Here is a 13,457-nt window from a genome sequence, read left to right as displayed (position 1 = left end):
CCCTAACATTCCTCTGGCGTACCAGCATGAGTCGCTGTACGGAACGATGAACCGCAACCACATGAAGCAATAGCGTTCGGATTATGAATCGTAAATCCGCCCCCCATGGCTCCTTGTTCATAATCAATCGTCGTCCCTTTTAGTACAAGCGCGCTCTCTTTATCGACTAATATACGCAAACCGTCTTTCTCAAACTCATGATCATCTTCACGTTTGTTGTGATCAAATCCCATCGCATAAGATAATCCACTACATCCCCCACCATACACACCGACACGAAAATAAGCGTTTTCTTCTCCGCTTTCTTTCATCATCTGTTTCACTTGCTTCACTGCTTTTTCGGTTAACAAAACGATTTGTTCCATTCGATATCACTCCTTTTTAATAGTAGTATACACCTGTACAAATAGTTTCAGCTGCCCCTCGCATCAACACATCACCATTTTCTTTCCACGTAATGTACAAATCTCCACCAGCTAAATGGACAACAATTTCTTCGTTTCGCTTCGTTTTTCCGTTTAATACGGATGCCACAACCGCTGCACAAGCCCCTGTTCCGCACGCTTGCGTCACACCGGAACCTCTCTCCCACACACGAAAATGAAGTTCGCGGTCGTTCACCACTTCTACAAACTCTACATTAATTCCTTCTGGAAAACGCTCATCTTTTTCAACAATCGGTCCAAGAGAAGTGACGGGAGCATCTTCGATTTGATCCACGTAAAACACAGCATGAGGATTCCCCATCGATACACCTGTCATATAATACGTATGCCCTTCAAATTCGATCGGTTCACTAACGACAATATCATCCTCTTTTCCTATCATCGGTATTTCAACACGAGATAAACGAGGTTTTCCCATATTTACTTCTACACTATTGACCTTCCCATCTTCAACAAACACACGAGCTTCTACAAGACCTGATAACGTTTCAATGAGAAACTGTTCCTCCTGAACAATTCCGTGTTCATATGCATATTTCGCTACACACCTCAACCCGTTGCCACAGTTTTTTCCTTCCGATCCATCGCTATTAAAAATACGCATTTTCACTGGAGCTACATCGGACGGACAAATTAAAATAAGCCCGTCTGAACCAATTCCCGTATGCACATTTGACACACGTTTTGCAATATGTGATAGCTCCTCCTCTGCTAAATGCTCTGTAAACATATTGACATAAATATAGCTATTCCCTAAGCCGTGCATTTTCGCAAATGAAAAATGTCTCATATTGTCCCTCCGCGTATCCGTTTAATAAAACTATACATCGTCATCATAACCGTGACAACTTTTTTACAAATACATAAAAAGTCACAGGCAACACGAACAGCGTATAGTATAATATGACTATCAACTATACGAGGTAGGGAACATAATGGATGTCTTATACGATCGTACCGTTACATGTCTTGTTTGCAAACAAACATATACAACGAAAAAAGTTCGTTCACGTTTCATTCACCCAATCCAACACGACACTGACTTTTGTTCATATTATGCTAGCGAAGAAGCGAATCCGCTCTTATATTACGTCCATGTTTGTCCACACTGTGGATTTGCGGCAACAGAGGAATTTTCAACATATTTCCCACCACAAACATTGGAAACAATCCAACAAAATATTTGCGCCAATTGGCGTGGGAAAAACTACGGTGGGGCGCGAACATTTGCTGAGGCGATTGATACATATAAACTCGGCATTTATTCTGCCACATTGAAAAAAGAAAAACATATTGCACTTGCTGGACTTTATATGCGTCTCGCATGGTTGTATCGTTCAAAACAACAACATGAAGAAGAACAGCGGTTCATGCGCCTAGCACTTGAACAGTATATCGCTTCTTATGAAACAGATGATTTTATTCATACACATATGTCGGAAGTCCGTTTATTGTATTTAATCGGCGAATTGTACCGCAGGCTAGGAAAAGAAAAACAAGCGATTATTTACTTTTCACGTGTGATTGCACGAAAAAAAGAAACAATTGAAAAAGGAATCGTCAACATGGCTTACGACCGTTGGCAAGAAATTCGTGAAGAAAAAAAGGGGGCACAATAGCCCCCTAAAACATTGGATTTTCCTCAATATATGCATAAACTCGTTCGACAAGTTGATCCGCATTCTCTGCTGTGACAATATCCCCATTTACCATCGCAAACAACGTATTGGCACATTTCCCACAATACCCTAAACAACCATATTCAATAATATCTAAGTTAGGATCTTTCTCTAATTGCTCTAGGGCACGTTGGGAACCATTTGCTAAATTGCTTATACAAAATTCAACGATCGGTCTTAACACTATATTCACCTCAATCTCATTATTATAACACTTTCACAAAAAATGATGTAATATTAACATCAAAAAAACATCTTAATTATTCATGCTTCACGAAAAAATGTTGTTATTTTGTCACAATTTCGCTATACTTTTAGTGGTCGAATTTTATCAAAAGGGGAAAGCTTCCATGAGAAACCTCGTGCTACTTGGCGGCGGATACGGAAATATGCGCATTTTACTCCGCATCCTTCCAAATTTACCAGAACACATTCATATTACATTAATTGATCGCATTCCATACCATTGCTTAAAAACCGAATATTACGCTTTGGCTGCTGGGACGATTAGCGACCAACATATTCGCGTCCCGTTCCCAGAACATCCTCGCCTCTCTTATGTGTTCGGTGAGGTCCAAAAAATTGATCTTCATCACGAAGTCGTTCACCTTCAAGATGGGACGTGTATTCCGTACGATGACTTAGTCATCGGATTAGGTTGTGAAGACAAATATCACGGTGTCCCCGGTGCAGACATTTTTACTTATAGCATTCAAACTATCGACAAAGCAAGAGAAACGTACCAAAAGCTAAGCAATCTCCCACCGCATAGCATTGTCGGCGTCGTTGGAGCTGGATTAAGCGGTGTGGAGTTGGCAAGCGAGCTAGTAGAGAGTCGTCCAGATTTACACGTGAAACTGTTTGATCGCGGCACACGTATTTTGTCTATGTTCCCTGAACGGCTAAGTCATTATGTAGAACAATGGTTTCATTCACATGGTGTTGAGCTTATTCGCCAATCCAATATTACAAAAGTCGAAGAACATACGTTGTATAACCACGATGAAGCTATCCACTGTGATGCGATTGTGTGGACTGCCGGCATTCAACCGAATCGCGTCGTTCGCGAACTGAATGTTGAAAAAGACAATCAAGGACGTGTTGTGTTAACACCTAGACATCACATACCGAATATAGAAAATGTATACGTCGTTGGGGACTGTGCAAGCTTACCGCATGCTCCGAGCGCTCAACTTGCTGAAGGTCAGGCAGAACAAATCGCCCAAGTGTTGCAAAAGCGGTGGAAAGGTGAAGAACCACCAAGCGAATTTCCACCAATTAAATTAAAAGGCGTTTTAGGATCATTAGGCAAAAAGCATGGATTTGGTCTCGTTGCTGATCGTCCACTAACCGGTCGCGTCCCACGCCTTCTAAAATCAGGTGTTTTATGGATGTACAAATACCATAATGGATATTAATTTCCTACATTTTTCGTATAAATTCAGAAAAGACAAGAGCGTATGTTAGATATGCTTTCCAAACGTTCCATTGAACATGAAGCACAAATTACTGATTTGTGTTTTGTAAAATGAATGAGGGCGAGTTACTTCGCCCTTTTTTCAATCGCTTCATAAATGTTTTTTAATTTCGGATTTCCTTCGTCAACAATCTCACCATTAATGACAACGACAGGATAAAATAAATCTTCATCGATGATCTTTTGCGCAAACTGACGCTTTTCATCATCTTCTGGTGGTGAAAAAATATCAACATACACAAACTGAAATGAATGGTTCGGATATTTTCGCGAAACAGCAGCTTGAAGCCATTCATACGTATCTTTTGATGACGGAGCACCGACACAAGAAGCACAAATCATATCCGCTCCATACACACATATTTCGATCATCATTCATCCTCTCCCCTGGAAAAAAGTTAAGTAACGTGAATAGATTTTTTTCATCATGATGATTATAATAAAATTAGTGAAAGGAGTCGATGGAAATGGCAGATCAAGATATTAAACAACAAGTGCAAGAAGTATTAGATAAACTTCGCCCATTTTTACTTCGCGACGGCGGAGATTGCGAGTTAGTTGATGTGGAGGATGGAGTTGTTAAACTTCGCCTTCTCGGCGCATGCGGTAGCTGCCCAAGCTCAACGATTACGTTAAAAGCCGGAATCGAGCGCGCATTGCTTGAAGAAGTTCCTGGCGTTGTTGAAGTTGAACAAGTGTTCTAACAGCAAAAAGGGTGTCCAAAAAATGATTGGGCACCCTTTTCATTTCTCTAACGCCATTTTATATACACAGCTACCTGTCTCCTCTACTGACAACATCCGAACATCGCTATACGGAAACGCCACTTTCAACGCATGATATACTTTCTCTCCTTGCCCTCGTTCCGCAAAACATAGCACCGTCGGACCAGCACCGCTTAATGCAACACCAAAGGCACCATTTCGTTTCGCCACCGTACGAACATGTTGCAATTCAGGCACGAGACTTTCCCGATATGGTTGATGAAATACATCGGCATCCATCATTTCACCAACAAGCGACCAGTTGTGTGTAAGCAATGCAGCTACAAGAACATTACTAATTGCGCTTGCTTCTACCGCCTGCGCACGCGTAAATGCGCTCGGAAGAACGGTACGAGATTTTTTCGTTTCCAGTTCATATGTTGGAATGACAGCTATTAAATCAATCGGTATATGTGGGATGTTCACAACATGTGTGCGTTCATTTAAATGACTACCGATCACTAGCCCCCCATACAAAGAGGCGCCAACATTATCAGGATGCCCTTCGTATACGCTCGCTGCCCGCATTTTCTCTTCTTGCGACAAACAAAGACATCCTAACTCATTCGCCAACTCAATAGCAGCCACAATGGCTGCAGCACTGCTACCAAGCCCACGAGTAAACGGAATATTGCTTGAGACAAATACGTGACAAGGCGGCAACGTTACACCATACTCGCTTGCTAATTTACTTGCTACTTGATAAATTAAATTACTTTCATCGGTTGGAATGCTTTTTACTTCATCTGTTTTTGGGATAAATTCCCACGATTCTGCACGCACGACTTCCAATGTTAAATGTAACGATACCGCTAATCCGATCGAGTCAAAGCCAGGACCGAGGTTGGCTGTGCTTCCTGGAACGACAATTTTTAACATCTCCCCATCATTCATTGAAGAACAGCTCCTTGAATATGCGCAAACACCGCTTCCTCATCATTCGGCAAGACGATCGGTTGAACTTTCATCGCTTCCATCGCTACATTCGGATCTTTCAACCCATTTCCTGTAAGAACGGCAACAACACAGCTTCCTTTTGCAATTTCCCCACTTTCTACTTGCTTCATTACACCTGCAATGGATGCGCACGAAGCAGGTTCTGCAAATATTCCTTCTTCGCGTGCAAGTAGACGATACGCATTTAAAATTTGTTCGTCTGTTACTTCATCAATTTTTCCACCTGATTCATTCGCAGCTTGAACAGCATATTCCCAACTCGCTGGGTTACCAATTCGAATTGCTGTTGCAATCGTTTCAGGATTTTCGATCACTTTATTACGTACAATCGCTGCCGCCCCTTCCGCTTCAAATCCGCGCATTTCCGGTAATTTTGTGCCATGCTTCTCATGAAATTCCTTAAACCCTTTCCAATACGCTGTAATATTTCCTGCATTTCCAACTGGTATGGCAAGAATATCTGGCGCCTGCCCGAGTTGTTCGCAAATTTCAAACGCTGCGGTTTTTTGCCCTTCGATGCGATACGGATTGACCGAATTAACAAGCGTGACCGGAGCCAGCTCGCTCAAACGGCGCACCATTTTTAGCGCATGATCGAAATTCCCTTGAATCGCAACAATTTCCGCTCCATACATAACCGCTTGTGCCAACTTCCCAAGCGCAATTTTTCCATCAGGAATGACGATGATGCAACGCATATTCGCCCTCGCAGCATACGCCGCAGCCGCAGCGGACGTGTTACCTGTCGAAGCACAAATGATCGTATCGCTTCCTTCTTCCTTTGCCTTAGCGACAGCCATCACCATTCCGCGATCTTTAAATGATCCTGTTGGGTTTGCCCCCTCTGTTTTAACATATAACTCGATGCCGAGTTTTTCAGACAAATGAATAAGCGGAATGAGTGGCGTATTTCCTTCATTTAACGATAACAGCGGCGTTTGATCGTTCACTGGCAAATAGTCACGATAATGATGTAACAACCCTTTCCACATTACAATGCACCTTCCCCTTCTACGCGATACGAGCTTTTCATTTCTTCGACAACTTCTAAATCACGCAATTGCTGCAATACATCACGATAATCTTTTAAGGACGCTTGATGTGTAACGAGTACAATTTCAGCTAAATCTTTTTGTTTTAAAGGAAGTTGTAAAATTTTCTCGAAACTTACTCCACGTTCTGAAAAGAGCGATGTAATTTTCGCAAACGCTCCCACTTGATCTTTCACATGAATGCGTAAAAAATATTTCGAGTATATTTCGCTATCGTCTTTTAACTGCTTATCGTATTGCGGAGTAACTGCACTTCTTCCATTCACCCCAAGACGCATATTTTTCATGACGGCAACTAAATCGGACACAACAGACGTTGCTGTCGGCAAACTTCCTGCCCCCGGACCGTAAAACATCGTCTCTCCGACCGCTTCTCCATAAACGTAAACTGCATTATATTCATCGTTTACAGACGCAAGTGGATGCGTTTCCGGTAGCAACGTTGGTTGTACACTCACTTCAACTTTCTCTCCATCTCGATGGGCAATACCGATTAATTTCATCGTGTAACCGAGCCGTTTGCTATAGTTTAAATCTTCTTCCGTAATCCCAGTAATCCCTTTTACGTATACATCTTGTAAATCAATATTCATCGAAAAGCCAAGTCGAGCTAAAATTGCCATTTTCCGTGCTGCATCTAATCCTTCCACATCTGACGTCGGATCAGCTTCCGCATAACCAAGCGCTTGCGCCTCCGCTAATACTTCTTCATACGGCCGATTAAATTTGCTCATTTTTGTTAAAATGTAATTTGTCGTTCCGTTGACAATCCCCATCATTTTCGTAATGCGGTCAGAAGCTAATCCGTCCACAAGGCTGCGTAAAATTGGAATGCCTCCTGCTACACTTGCTTCATAAAATAAGTCACAACCGTACTCAGACGCAACGGAGAGCAACTCTGTACCGTATAATGCCATTAAATCTTTATTCGCTGTAACGACATGCTTTCCATTTTTTAATGCTTGTAATATATATTGGCGCGTTTCTTCAATGCCTCCCATGACTTCAATGACAACATCAATGTCCGGGTCGTTAATCACTTCTTCTACATGTGTTGTTAATACTGCCTCTGACAAAACGACATCTCTTTTTTTATCGCGATCACGCACCGCAACTTTTTTTATTTCAACAGGGCAACCAATTTGGTGCATCAATTTATCTTGATGATTTTTAATAATTTTAACTACCCCACTACCAACCGTTCCTAATCCTAACAATCCAACTGATACGCTTTTTACCATCTTCCCCACCTCTTGTTTTTCTGTAATGAACATTTGTTTTTATATAGTAGACATTATAGAGGATCTCTATTTCTTTTACAATCCTTATTTTCATTATCGTACCATATGAAAACGCTTTATGTTTAAAAATTTTCTAAAAAATAAAAAAAGAGCCCTTTGGCTCTACACAGGAGTATAAGGTTCTCTCCCTTCTAAGACAGCTATCACATTGCGACAACATAGTTGCATCATTGCATATCTCGTCTCCTTCGTTGCACTTCCGATATGTGGTAGTGCAACAACGTTAGGCAATTGTAAAAGTGGGTGATCCGACTGAATCGGTTCTTCTACAAATACATCTAATCCTGCACCAGCAATTTGTCCGTCAATTAATGCATCATACAGCGCTTTTTCATCAACAACCGCTCCACGACCTGCGTTAATAAAAATGGCCGACCGCTTCATTTTCATAAATGCTTCACGATTAAACAATTGATACGTTTCGTTCGTTAAAGGAGTTAAACAGACAACAAAATCCGCTTGCTCAAGCAACTCGTCAAACGAACAATACGTTGCACCAAGCGTTTGTTCCGCTTCAATATTTCGTGAACGATTATAGTATAACACGCGCATATGAAACCCTTTCGCTCGATGCGCAACAGCTTGCCCGATTTTCCCCATACCGACAATTCCAATCGTTTTATGGTGAACATCTGTCCCGGCAAGTAACAGCGGGCTCCAACTTTTCCATTCTCCTCTTTTTATAAACTCTGTTGCTTCAACTAACCTCCTTGCTGTTGCTAACAACAAAGCGAATGTTAAATCCGACGTCGTTTCTGTCAACACATCGGGCGTGTTACAAACAATAATCCCGCGTTTTGTCGCTGCTTTTACATCAATATTGTCGTAACCGACTGCTACGTTCGCAACAACGCGTAGATTAGGGCTGTTTTTTAATAGCTCCTCATCAATGCGATCAGATAGCATCGTAATCAGCGCTTCCGACCGATTTGCTTCTTGAAGCAATATGTCGCGCGGAACAACAAGATGCTCGTGTGGCCACATGTTTACATCATATTTGTCGTATAACGGAGCAACAATATCGTCCGGTAATTTTCTTGTAATAAACACATACGGTCTTCCCATCTTTTTAACCCCTTTCGCACATTGTCCTCCGTTTTATTGTAGCACATTTATAACCAGTCAAGACGAGGAATGGAAACAGTAGTCATATCATGAAAATGGCGAAGTTTTTGTTCATACATATCACTCTCTTCAAACACTTGTCTCAATTGTTGTTCATAGCCTTGTCTTATGTCTCCTTCTGCTCCGTAATAGTTTTCAATTGCTTGAAAATAATGAAGCGGGAATAGTAAGCGGGCATAAATCATCCGCCAAGCAAAACGACTAAGTGTTTGCACCCGTTCATACGTCCGTAAAAAATGCGTAATCGTTTCATCTACTTGTTTGATAAGCCATTGCGTTCGTATCCATTCTGCTATATCGCGACCTGCATGATCACACACCCAATCCGTCGGTATTTTCCCCATCTCCCATGCTTCAGGCGCAAATTGTTCATGACAAATGGTTCGCATATCGCTACGCATTGGAACTTCGTCTAATTGCGTATCTACGACATACTGAATCGCATTTTCGGCTAAACCTAAGTAATACGGAAATGTCTCAATAAACAATTCGTCCATTTCACTTTTTTCAGACGATCTCACTTGCAATTGCCAAAACTGTTCTAATTGATCAATACGTTGTCCCCACAGCTCGCCCCATTGCCCGAATCGGTTTCTTGTGGAAACATCATACGGATATGTGCGCCCGCGCTGATGAAATAATGCAAGCTGTTGTGCTAAATCGTCTGTTTCATTTCTCTTTTCCATTTTCCACACACTGACTTGCATCCCTTGTAACTTTCCAACAAATCGACCTGTCTTCGTCGGAAGCAACGTCGCAATCGTTTCGTCACCTTGCGTTCGCATATACATCCCCATGTAGTATAACTGCTGTATGTCGCTTTCTCTCTCATCCGTCGGTATCGCAACATATATGTCATTTCCACTTCGAACAAGAAAACGATCATTTTTTGTTTCCATATGATCGACACGAAAATAATAATCCATGCACATCCCTCCCTCTTTCATGTATATGTTTAAAAAATACGTATAAACTTCATATGAGAGAGGAAATAAACGCACGTTTCATAAAAAAGCACATACATTGTAAAAAATAAAAAATGAAATAGGTGAAGTTGGATGGAGGAAAAGAAAATAGGAAAAATGGAGCAAATCGCACGACAATGGCTCGCAGATCGCGGAGTAACAATTGAACATATTGCGGAACTCGTTTATTATTTACAATCTAAATATCATCCTGACTTACAAATGGACGAATGTATTCATAACGTCAATCGAGTCATTGCAAAACGCGAAGTGCAAAATGCGCTATTTACCGGCATTCAGCTCGATATTTTAGCGGAAAAAGGATTGTTGGAAGAGCCTCTTCAATCGTTTATCGAAAAAGACGAAGGACTGTATGGAGTCGATGAAATTTTAGCTTTATCCATCGTTAACGTATATGGTTCCATTGGTTTTACAAATTACGGTTACATCGATAAACAAAAGCCAGGTATTTTACAACAATTGAATGATAAATCGTCTGGCAAATGTCATACGTTTTTAGATGATATTGTCGGAGCAATTGCCGCTGCCGCTTCGAGTCGCTTAGCGCATCGCGCGGCCCATATTGAATAAATGATTGTTTCCCCTTCACCGCTAATCGATATAAAGCTGCATATTTTATAACAAAAAAACAAGGCTAACCCCGAGACGCATTTGCGTTCTAGGGTTAGCCTTTTCTATATACGTTCCATCCATTCTTGTAGCGAATCGATGACATACGTCGGTTGTCGGTCATACGTTTGTAACATTTCTTTCGTCGTCACGCCTGTATGAACGAGAAGTGTATCTATTCCGGCATTCATTCCCGCCATAATATCTGTATCGTAGTTATCCCCGATCATTAACGTTTCTTCTTTCGGCACACCGAGCACTTCAAGCGCTTGTTCCATAATAATTTTTTCTGGCTTACCAATAAAAATGGGTTTCGTCTGTGTAGATACAGCGACAACAGATGTAAGTGAACCGTTTCCTGGTAACAGTCCACGCTCTGTCGGAATCGCGATGTCTCCATTTGTCGAAATAAACATCGCTCCGTTGCGAACAGCTAAGCAAGCGATCGCTAATTTTTCATAATTAATGCTGCGATCAATGCCCATTACAACAACTTCTGCATCTTCATTCGCAAATGTAAACCCTTTTTCTTCAAGCGCTCGACGAATGCCATCTTCTCCAATCACATACACAGAAGCATTCGGCTTCTTTTCATAAATGTAATTGGCCGTTGCTTGACTTGTTGTAAATACTTGCTCTTTCGTTGCAGGGATGCCAAAATTCCGTAGCTTTTCAGCTACTTGTTCTGGCGTGCGTGAAGAATTATTCGTGACAAACAAATACGGAATACCCTTTTCATGAAGACGATGCACAAACGCACACGCCTCTTCAATTCGTTCGGTCCCACGATACATCGTACCATCTAAATCAATTAAATATCCTTTATACGTTTTCACTTTTGCCACTCCTTTTGACAACTTGCACGTTCAAACTTTAACGCAAAACAACTATTTTTGTCAAAAAGAGAGCAGCAACTGTCAACGATTGTTCATTTTTTTCGCTTAATATGGTAACGACACGCATCATCCCCATCAGCTAAACATGTTTTTGGCACAATGTCCGCCTCGTGAATAAGCGTCTCAAACAACTTTCGTTCGCACTCACAAGCAATCGGATACGCTTGGGCAACCTCTGCAATCGGACAGTTATGTTCCACTAACTCGAATGAACCGTCATCGTACTGTAACAACTCTGACATATATCCGTGCTCATTTTGTACCGCCACAAGTTCTTTTATTTTTTCATCAAACGATTTATCACCAAATTGTTGTTCGTATAGTCTTCTCATTCGCTCTTGTCGATTTTGAAACAAATCTGCTACAATTTGTTTCCCGCCCATCTGTTCTAAATCAGCTAAAAAATCAAGCATCGTTTGTTGATAATGACGCGGGAACCGCTGATGTCCTTTTGCGCTCAACTGATATACGTTCGTCGGCCTTCCCATCGGCTGACGAACAAGCGTCGATTCAATCAATTCTTCACGCTCTAATGCACTTAAATGACGGCGGACAGCCATTTCTGTAATTTGCAATTGTTCCGCCATTTCACCGACAGTCAACCGTTTCTGCACTTTTAACATTTTTAAAATTTGCTCTTTTGTAGAAGAGGTTTTTTTTCGCATCAATTTTCACCCTCTTCCATTTTATACGATTTTCCCTATACACACAATTTTTAAACATTTTCGTTTAAAAAGGCAGACACTGGACCTAGTTCATTATGTAAGTATGTGCGAATAGCATGCGGAAAAGAATGAAGAACATGCTTATGACGTTGCAACACTTCCAACAATTCGTCATGCGGCACAGCGATGTATTGTTGAACAAGCTTTTTACGGAAATGAATGATTTGTTTTAGCGCTTCTCCATCTTCAGCTGAAAGGACACGTTCATCGACTAAAATATCAATAATGTCCTCATAACTCCCTGGATCACGCATAATAAAACCATCAATCATTGCGTTTCCTACATCAATAATAGATTCAATAATGACATGTGCAATGCGCTCAAGCGCGAGTTTCTCGATCGGTGTATGAAACGGTTGTTCCACATAATGAACGATTTGCTCCATATATTGCAATGTTTTTTCGATTTTTTGACGATCAACAAAATACATCATCCATCTTCCCCTCAGTGTTTTATTTTATTGTATCATAGCGCTTTCTTTTACACATCTATCAGAAATTTGTTAAGATGAAGAAGCAAACAAAAACATACGGAGGTTTGAATATGGAGCGTTTCTTTTTATATGATGACACAGTCGATACGAAAACACGTTTTGTTAGCTTCGTTGGAAAAAATGAACGGTTTGATTTAGCGATCGTCCAAACAGACCGTTTTTATGGGAAAGTGCTTGTCCTTGATTTACAAAGTAACCGGTTTGCCATTATCGGTTCAGACGACTTACAAGAACCAGGATATATTGAACATGCATACAATATCAATGAAGAGGAAGCAAACGAATTACGGAACTTTTTACATGAAATCGTCGGTTAAAGGATACGCTATGTAAAAAACGAAAGGAAGCGTTCATATGACCGATGAAACATATCATGATTTTTCAACGGTAGAAGCAAGAAAAAATTTTCTCGTTCCAGAGACGTTGCCTGAAGGTCCATATGGTGCGCCGCGTGGTGAACATGAGCCGGTACAAAATAAAAGTACCCCGTGGCAAGAAGGACAGCGACATTATAGTGCTTTTAATTATGAGTACAAATCGCTCCATCAAAATATTCCACGCCAAGATCCAGGGGCACATCCCGTTCATGACGATCCAGACGAGAACGGACAACAACCATATTCATAAAAAATAGGTCAGGTGTTCTGACCTATTTTTTCACTTTCCGCAACACAAAATATGCACATCCAAAATTACAATATTCAAACAAATATTCCGATAACGTACTTATTTTCGTATCATATGTCGCCTTCTGATTATGGTCATCAAAAAAGCCTCGCAAACGAAGTTGGTTATATCCCCAATCACCGACAATGTAGTCATATTTATTTAAAATGTCTGTGTAGCGAGCACGAAACGCTTCTTCATTGAACCCGTTACGCACATTTTCCACGAGTTCGTAACACGTATTATGAACGCAAATCATAGTTCTCACCTCTTCTTCCCA

General features: G+C 41.1%; 19 protein-coding genes. 6 read left to right on the top strand and 13 right to left on the bottom strand.

What is annotated here, in order from left to right:
- Positions 1 to 2: 2 nt before the first annotated feature.
- Together BO219_RS11230 and dapF are read right to left on the bottom strand one after the other, a co-directional pair.
- Positions 3 to 365 (bottom strand): HesB/IscA family protein, encoded by a 363-nt coding sequence (locus tag BO219_RS11230; protein ID WP_077429584.1) that lies wholly within the window; start codon positions 363 to 365, stop codon positions 3 to 5.
- 16 nt (positions 366 to 381) lie between these two features.
- On the bottom strand, positions 382 to 1,236 hold the full coding sequence (gene dapF, locus BO219_RS11225) for a diaminopimelate epimerase (protein ID WP_077429583.1): 855 nt from the start codon (positions 1,234 to 1,236) through the stop codon (positions 382 to 384).
- Positions 1,237 to 1,381: 145 nt separating this feature from the next.
- Here dapF and BO219_RS11220 point away from each other — a divergent pair, with 145 nt between their 5' ends.
- Positions 1,382 to 2,065, top strand: a complete 684-nt coding sequence (locus tag BO219_RS11220) for a DUF2225 domain-containing protein (RefSeq protein WP_077429582.1) — start codon at positions 1,382 to 1,384, stop codon at positions 2,063 to 2,065.
- 4 nt (positions 2,066 to 2,069) lie between these two features.
- Here the strand turns inward: BO219_RS11220 and BO219_RS11215 are convergent, their stop codons facing one another.
- On the bottom strand, positions 2,070 to 2,309 hold the full coding sequence (locus tag BO219_RS11215) for a YuzB family protein (protein WP_006322168.1): 240 nt from the start codon (positions 2,307 to 2,309) through the stop codon (positions 2,070 to 2,072).
- A gap of 166 nt (positions 2,310 to 2,475) precedes the next feature.
- Between BO219_RS11215 and BO219_RS11210 the strand changes: the two genes are divergently transcribed.
- Positions 2,476 to 3,543 (top strand): NAD(P)/FAD-dependent oxidoreductase, encoded by a 1,068-nt coding sequence (locus BO219_RS11210; RefSeq protein WP_035020621.1) that lies wholly within the window; start codon positions 2,476 to 2,478, stop codon positions 3,541 to 3,543.
- A gap of 125 nt (positions 3,544 to 3,668) precedes the next feature.
- Here the strand turns inward: BO219_RS11210 and BO219_RS11205 are convergent, their stop codons facing one another.
- Positions 3,669 to 3,974, bottom strand: a complete 306-nt coding sequence (locus tag BO219_RS11205; RefSeq protein WP_171700286.1) for a YuzD family protein — start codon at positions 3,972 to 3,974, stop codon at positions 3,669 to 3,671.
- 95 nt (positions 3,975 to 4,069) lie between these two features.
- On the opposite strand from BO219_RS11205, the gene BO219_RS11200 reads away from it, so the two are divergent.
- Complete coding sequence (locus tag BO219_RS11200; RefSeq protein WP_003398276.1) at positions 4,070 to 4,306, top strand: NifU family protein; 237 nt, start codon at positions 4,070 to 4,072, stop codon at positions 4,304 to 4,306.
- 39 nt (positions 4,307 to 4,345) lie between these two features.
- Here the strand turns inward: BO219_RS11200 and thrB are convergent, their stop codons facing one another.
- From thrB to yutH, 5 genes are all read right to left on the bottom strand, one after another.
- A complete protein-coding gene (gene thrB / locus BO219_RS11195) occupies positions 4,346 to 5,260 on the bottom strand; it encodes a homoserine kinase (RefSeq protein ID WP_077429580.1) in 915 nt (304 codons plus the stop codon).
- Positions 5,257 to 6,315 (bottom strand): threonine synthase, encoded by a 1,059-nt coding sequence (gene thrC, locus BO219_RS11190; RefSeq protein ID WP_077429579.1) that lies wholly within the window; start codon positions 6,313 to 6,315, stop codon positions 5,257 to 5,259. Before thrC ends, thrB begins: the two co-directional genes overlap by 4 nt.
- A complete protein-coding gene (locus BO219_RS11185) occupies positions 6,315 to 7,616 on the bottom strand; it encodes a homoserine dehydrogenase (protein ID WP_077429578.1) in 1,302 nt (433 codons plus the stop codon). Before BO219_RS11185 ends, thrC begins: the two co-directional genes overlap by 1 nt.
- 162 nt (positions 7,617 to 7,778) lie before the next feature.
- The gene (locus BO219_RS11180) at positions 7,779 to 8,741 is read right to left on the bottom strand and encodes a 2-hydroxyacid dehydrogenase (protein WP_077429577.1); all 963 of its coding nucleotides are present in this window, start codon (positions 8,739 to 8,741) and stop codon (positions 7,779 to 7,781) included.
- Between the two features lie 47 nt (positions 8,742 to 8,788).
- Positions 8,789 to 9,727: a spore coat putative kinase YutH gene (gene yutH / locus BO219_RS11175; RefSeq protein ID WP_077429576.1), complete on the bottom strand. Its 939-nt coding sequence runs from the start codon at positions 9,725 to 9,727 to the stop codon at positions 8,789 to 8,791.
- A 132-nt stretch (positions 9,728 to 9,859) separates the two neighbouring features.
- On the opposite strand from yutH, the gene BO219_RS11170 reads away from it, so the two are divergent.
- On the top strand, positions 9,860 to 10,357 hold the full coding sequence (locus BO219_RS11170) for a phosphatidylglycerophosphatase A family protein (RefSeq protein ID WP_077429575.1): 498 nt from the start codon (positions 9,860 to 9,862) through the stop codon (positions 10,355 to 10,357).
- Positions 10,358 to 10,461: 104 nt separating this feature from the next.
- On the opposite strand, the gene BO219_RS11165 is transcribed toward BO219_RS11170, so the two are convergent.
- The 3 genes from BO219_RS11165 to BO219_RS11155 all read right to left on the bottom strand — a co-directional run bounded on the left by BO219_RS11165 (position 10,462) and on the right by BO219_RS11155 (position 12,448).
- Entirely contained in the window at positions 10,462 to 11,232 is a 771-nt protein-coding gene (locus BO219_RS11165) for a TIGR01457 family HAD-type hydrolase (protein ID WP_077429574.1), read from the bottom strand.
- A 92-nt stretch (positions 11,233 to 11,324) separates the two neighbouring features.
- Entirely contained in the window at positions 11,325 to 11,957 is a 633-nt protein-coding gene (locus BO219_RS11160) for a helix-turn-helix transcriptional regulator (protein WP_077429573.1), read from the bottom strand.
- Positions 11,958 to 12,007: 50 nt separating this feature from the next.
- Positions 12,008 to 12,448 carry a DUF86 domain-containing protein gene (locus BO219_RS11155; protein WP_077429609.1) on the bottom strand — a complete coding sequence of 147 codons (441 nt, stop codon included), beginning with the start codon at positions 12,446 to 12,448 and terminating at the stop codon, positions 12,008 to 12,010.
- A 113-nt stretch (positions 12,449 to 12,561) separates the two neighbouring features.
- Between BO219_RS11155 and BO219_RS11150 the strand changes: the two genes are divergently transcribed.
- Complete coding sequence (locus tag BO219_RS11150; protein WP_035018914.1) at positions 12,562 to 12,828, top strand: DUF3055 domain-containing protein; 267 nt, start codon at positions 12,562 to 12,564, stop codon at positions 12,826 to 12,828.
- Between the two features lie 37 nt (positions 12,829 to 12,865).
- Positions 12,866 to 13,138, top strand: coding sequence for a cytosolic protein (locus BO219_RS11145; protein ID WP_077429572.1), 273 nt, complete (start codon positions 12,866 to 12,868; stop codon positions 13,136 to 13,138).
- A gap of 22 nt (positions 13,139 to 13,160) precedes the next feature.
- Here BO219_RS11145 and BO219_RS11140 read toward each other — a convergent pair whose 3' ends face one another.
- On the bottom strand, positions 13,161 to 13,436 hold the full coding sequence (locus tag BO219_RS11140; protein ID WP_004892381.1) for a YutD family protein: 276 nt from the start codon (positions 13,434 to 13,436) through the stop codon (positions 13,161 to 13,163).
- Between the last annotated feature and the right edge of the window lie 21 nt (positions 13,437 to 13,457).

The organism is Anoxybacillus kestanbolensis (genome assembly GCF_001996285.1).
GTDB lineage: Bacteria > Bacillota > Bacilli > Bacillales > Anoxybacillaceae > Anoxybacillus > Anoxybacillus kestanbolensis_A.
This window is presented reverse-complemented; position numbering and strand designations above follow the sequence as displayed.

Bases quoted from the DNA above. Each gene is read 5' to 3' on its own strand.
- BO219_RS11185 (WP_077429578.1), bottom strand. From the start codon at position 7,616: ATGGTAAAAAGCGTATCAGTTGGATTGTTAGGATTAGGAACGGTTGGT.
- BO219_RS11155 (WP_077429609.1), bottom strand. From the start codon at position 12,448: ATGTATTTTGTTGATCGTCAAAAAATCGAAAAAACATTGCAATATATG.
- yutH (WP_077429576.1), bottom strand. From the start codon at position 9,727: ATGGATTATTATTTTCGTGTCGATCATATGGAAACAAAAAATGATCGT.
- BO219_RS11210 (WP_035020621.1), top strand. From the start codon at position 2,476: ATGAGAAACCTCGTGCTACTTGGCGGCGGATACGGAAATATGCGCATT.
- BO219_RS11200 (WP_003398276.1), top strand. From the start codon at position 4,070: ATGGCAGATCAAGATATTAAACAACAAGTGCAAGAAGTATTAGATAAA.
- BO219_RS11230 (WP_077429584.1), bottom strand. From the start codon at position 365: ATGGAACAAATCGTTTTGTTAACCGAAAAAGCAGTGAAGCAAGTGAAA.
- BO219_RS11180 (WP_077429577.1), bottom strand. From the start codon at position 8,741: ATGGGAAGACCGTATGTGTTTATTACAAGAAAATTACCGGACGATATT.
- BO219_RS11220 (WP_077429582.1), top strand. From the start codon at position 1,382: ATGGATGTCTTATACGATCGTACCGTTACATGTCTTGTTTGCAAACAA.
- BO219_RS11170 (WP_077429575.1), top strand. From the start codon at position 9,860: ATGGAGGAAAAGAAAATAGGAAAAATGGAGCAAATCGCACGACAATGG.
- BO219_RS11145 (WP_077429572.1), top strand. From the start codon at position 12,866: ATGACCGATGAAACATATCATGATTTTTCAACGGTAGAAGCAAGAAAA.
- dapF (WP_077429583.1), bottom strand. From the start codon at position 1,236: ATGAGACATTTTTCATTTGCGAAAATGCACGGCTTAGGGAATAGCTAT.
- thrB (WP_077429580.1), bottom strand. From the start codon at position 5,260: ATGAATGATGGGGAGATGTTAAAAATTGTCGTTCCAGGAAGCACAGCC.
- BO219_RS11205 (WP_171700286.1), bottom strand. From the start codon at position 3,974: ATGATCGAAATATGTGTGTATGGAGCGGATATGATTTGTGCTTCTTGT.
- BO219_RS11140 (WP_004892381.1), bottom strand. From the start codon at position 13,436: ATGATTTGCGTTCATAATACGTGTTACGAACTCGTGGAAAATGTGCGT.
- BO219_RS11150 (WP_035018914.1), top strand. From the start codon at position 12,562: ATGGAGCGTTTCTTTTTATATGATGACACAGTCGATACGAAAACACGT.
- thrC (WP_077429579.1), bottom strand. From the start codon at position 6,315: ATGTGGAAAGGGTTGTTACATCATTATCGTGACTATTTGCCAGTGAAC.
- BO219_RS11160 (WP_077429573.1), bottom strand. From the start codon at position 11,957: ATGCGAAAAAAAACCTCTTCTACAAAAGAGCAAATTTTAAAAATGTTA.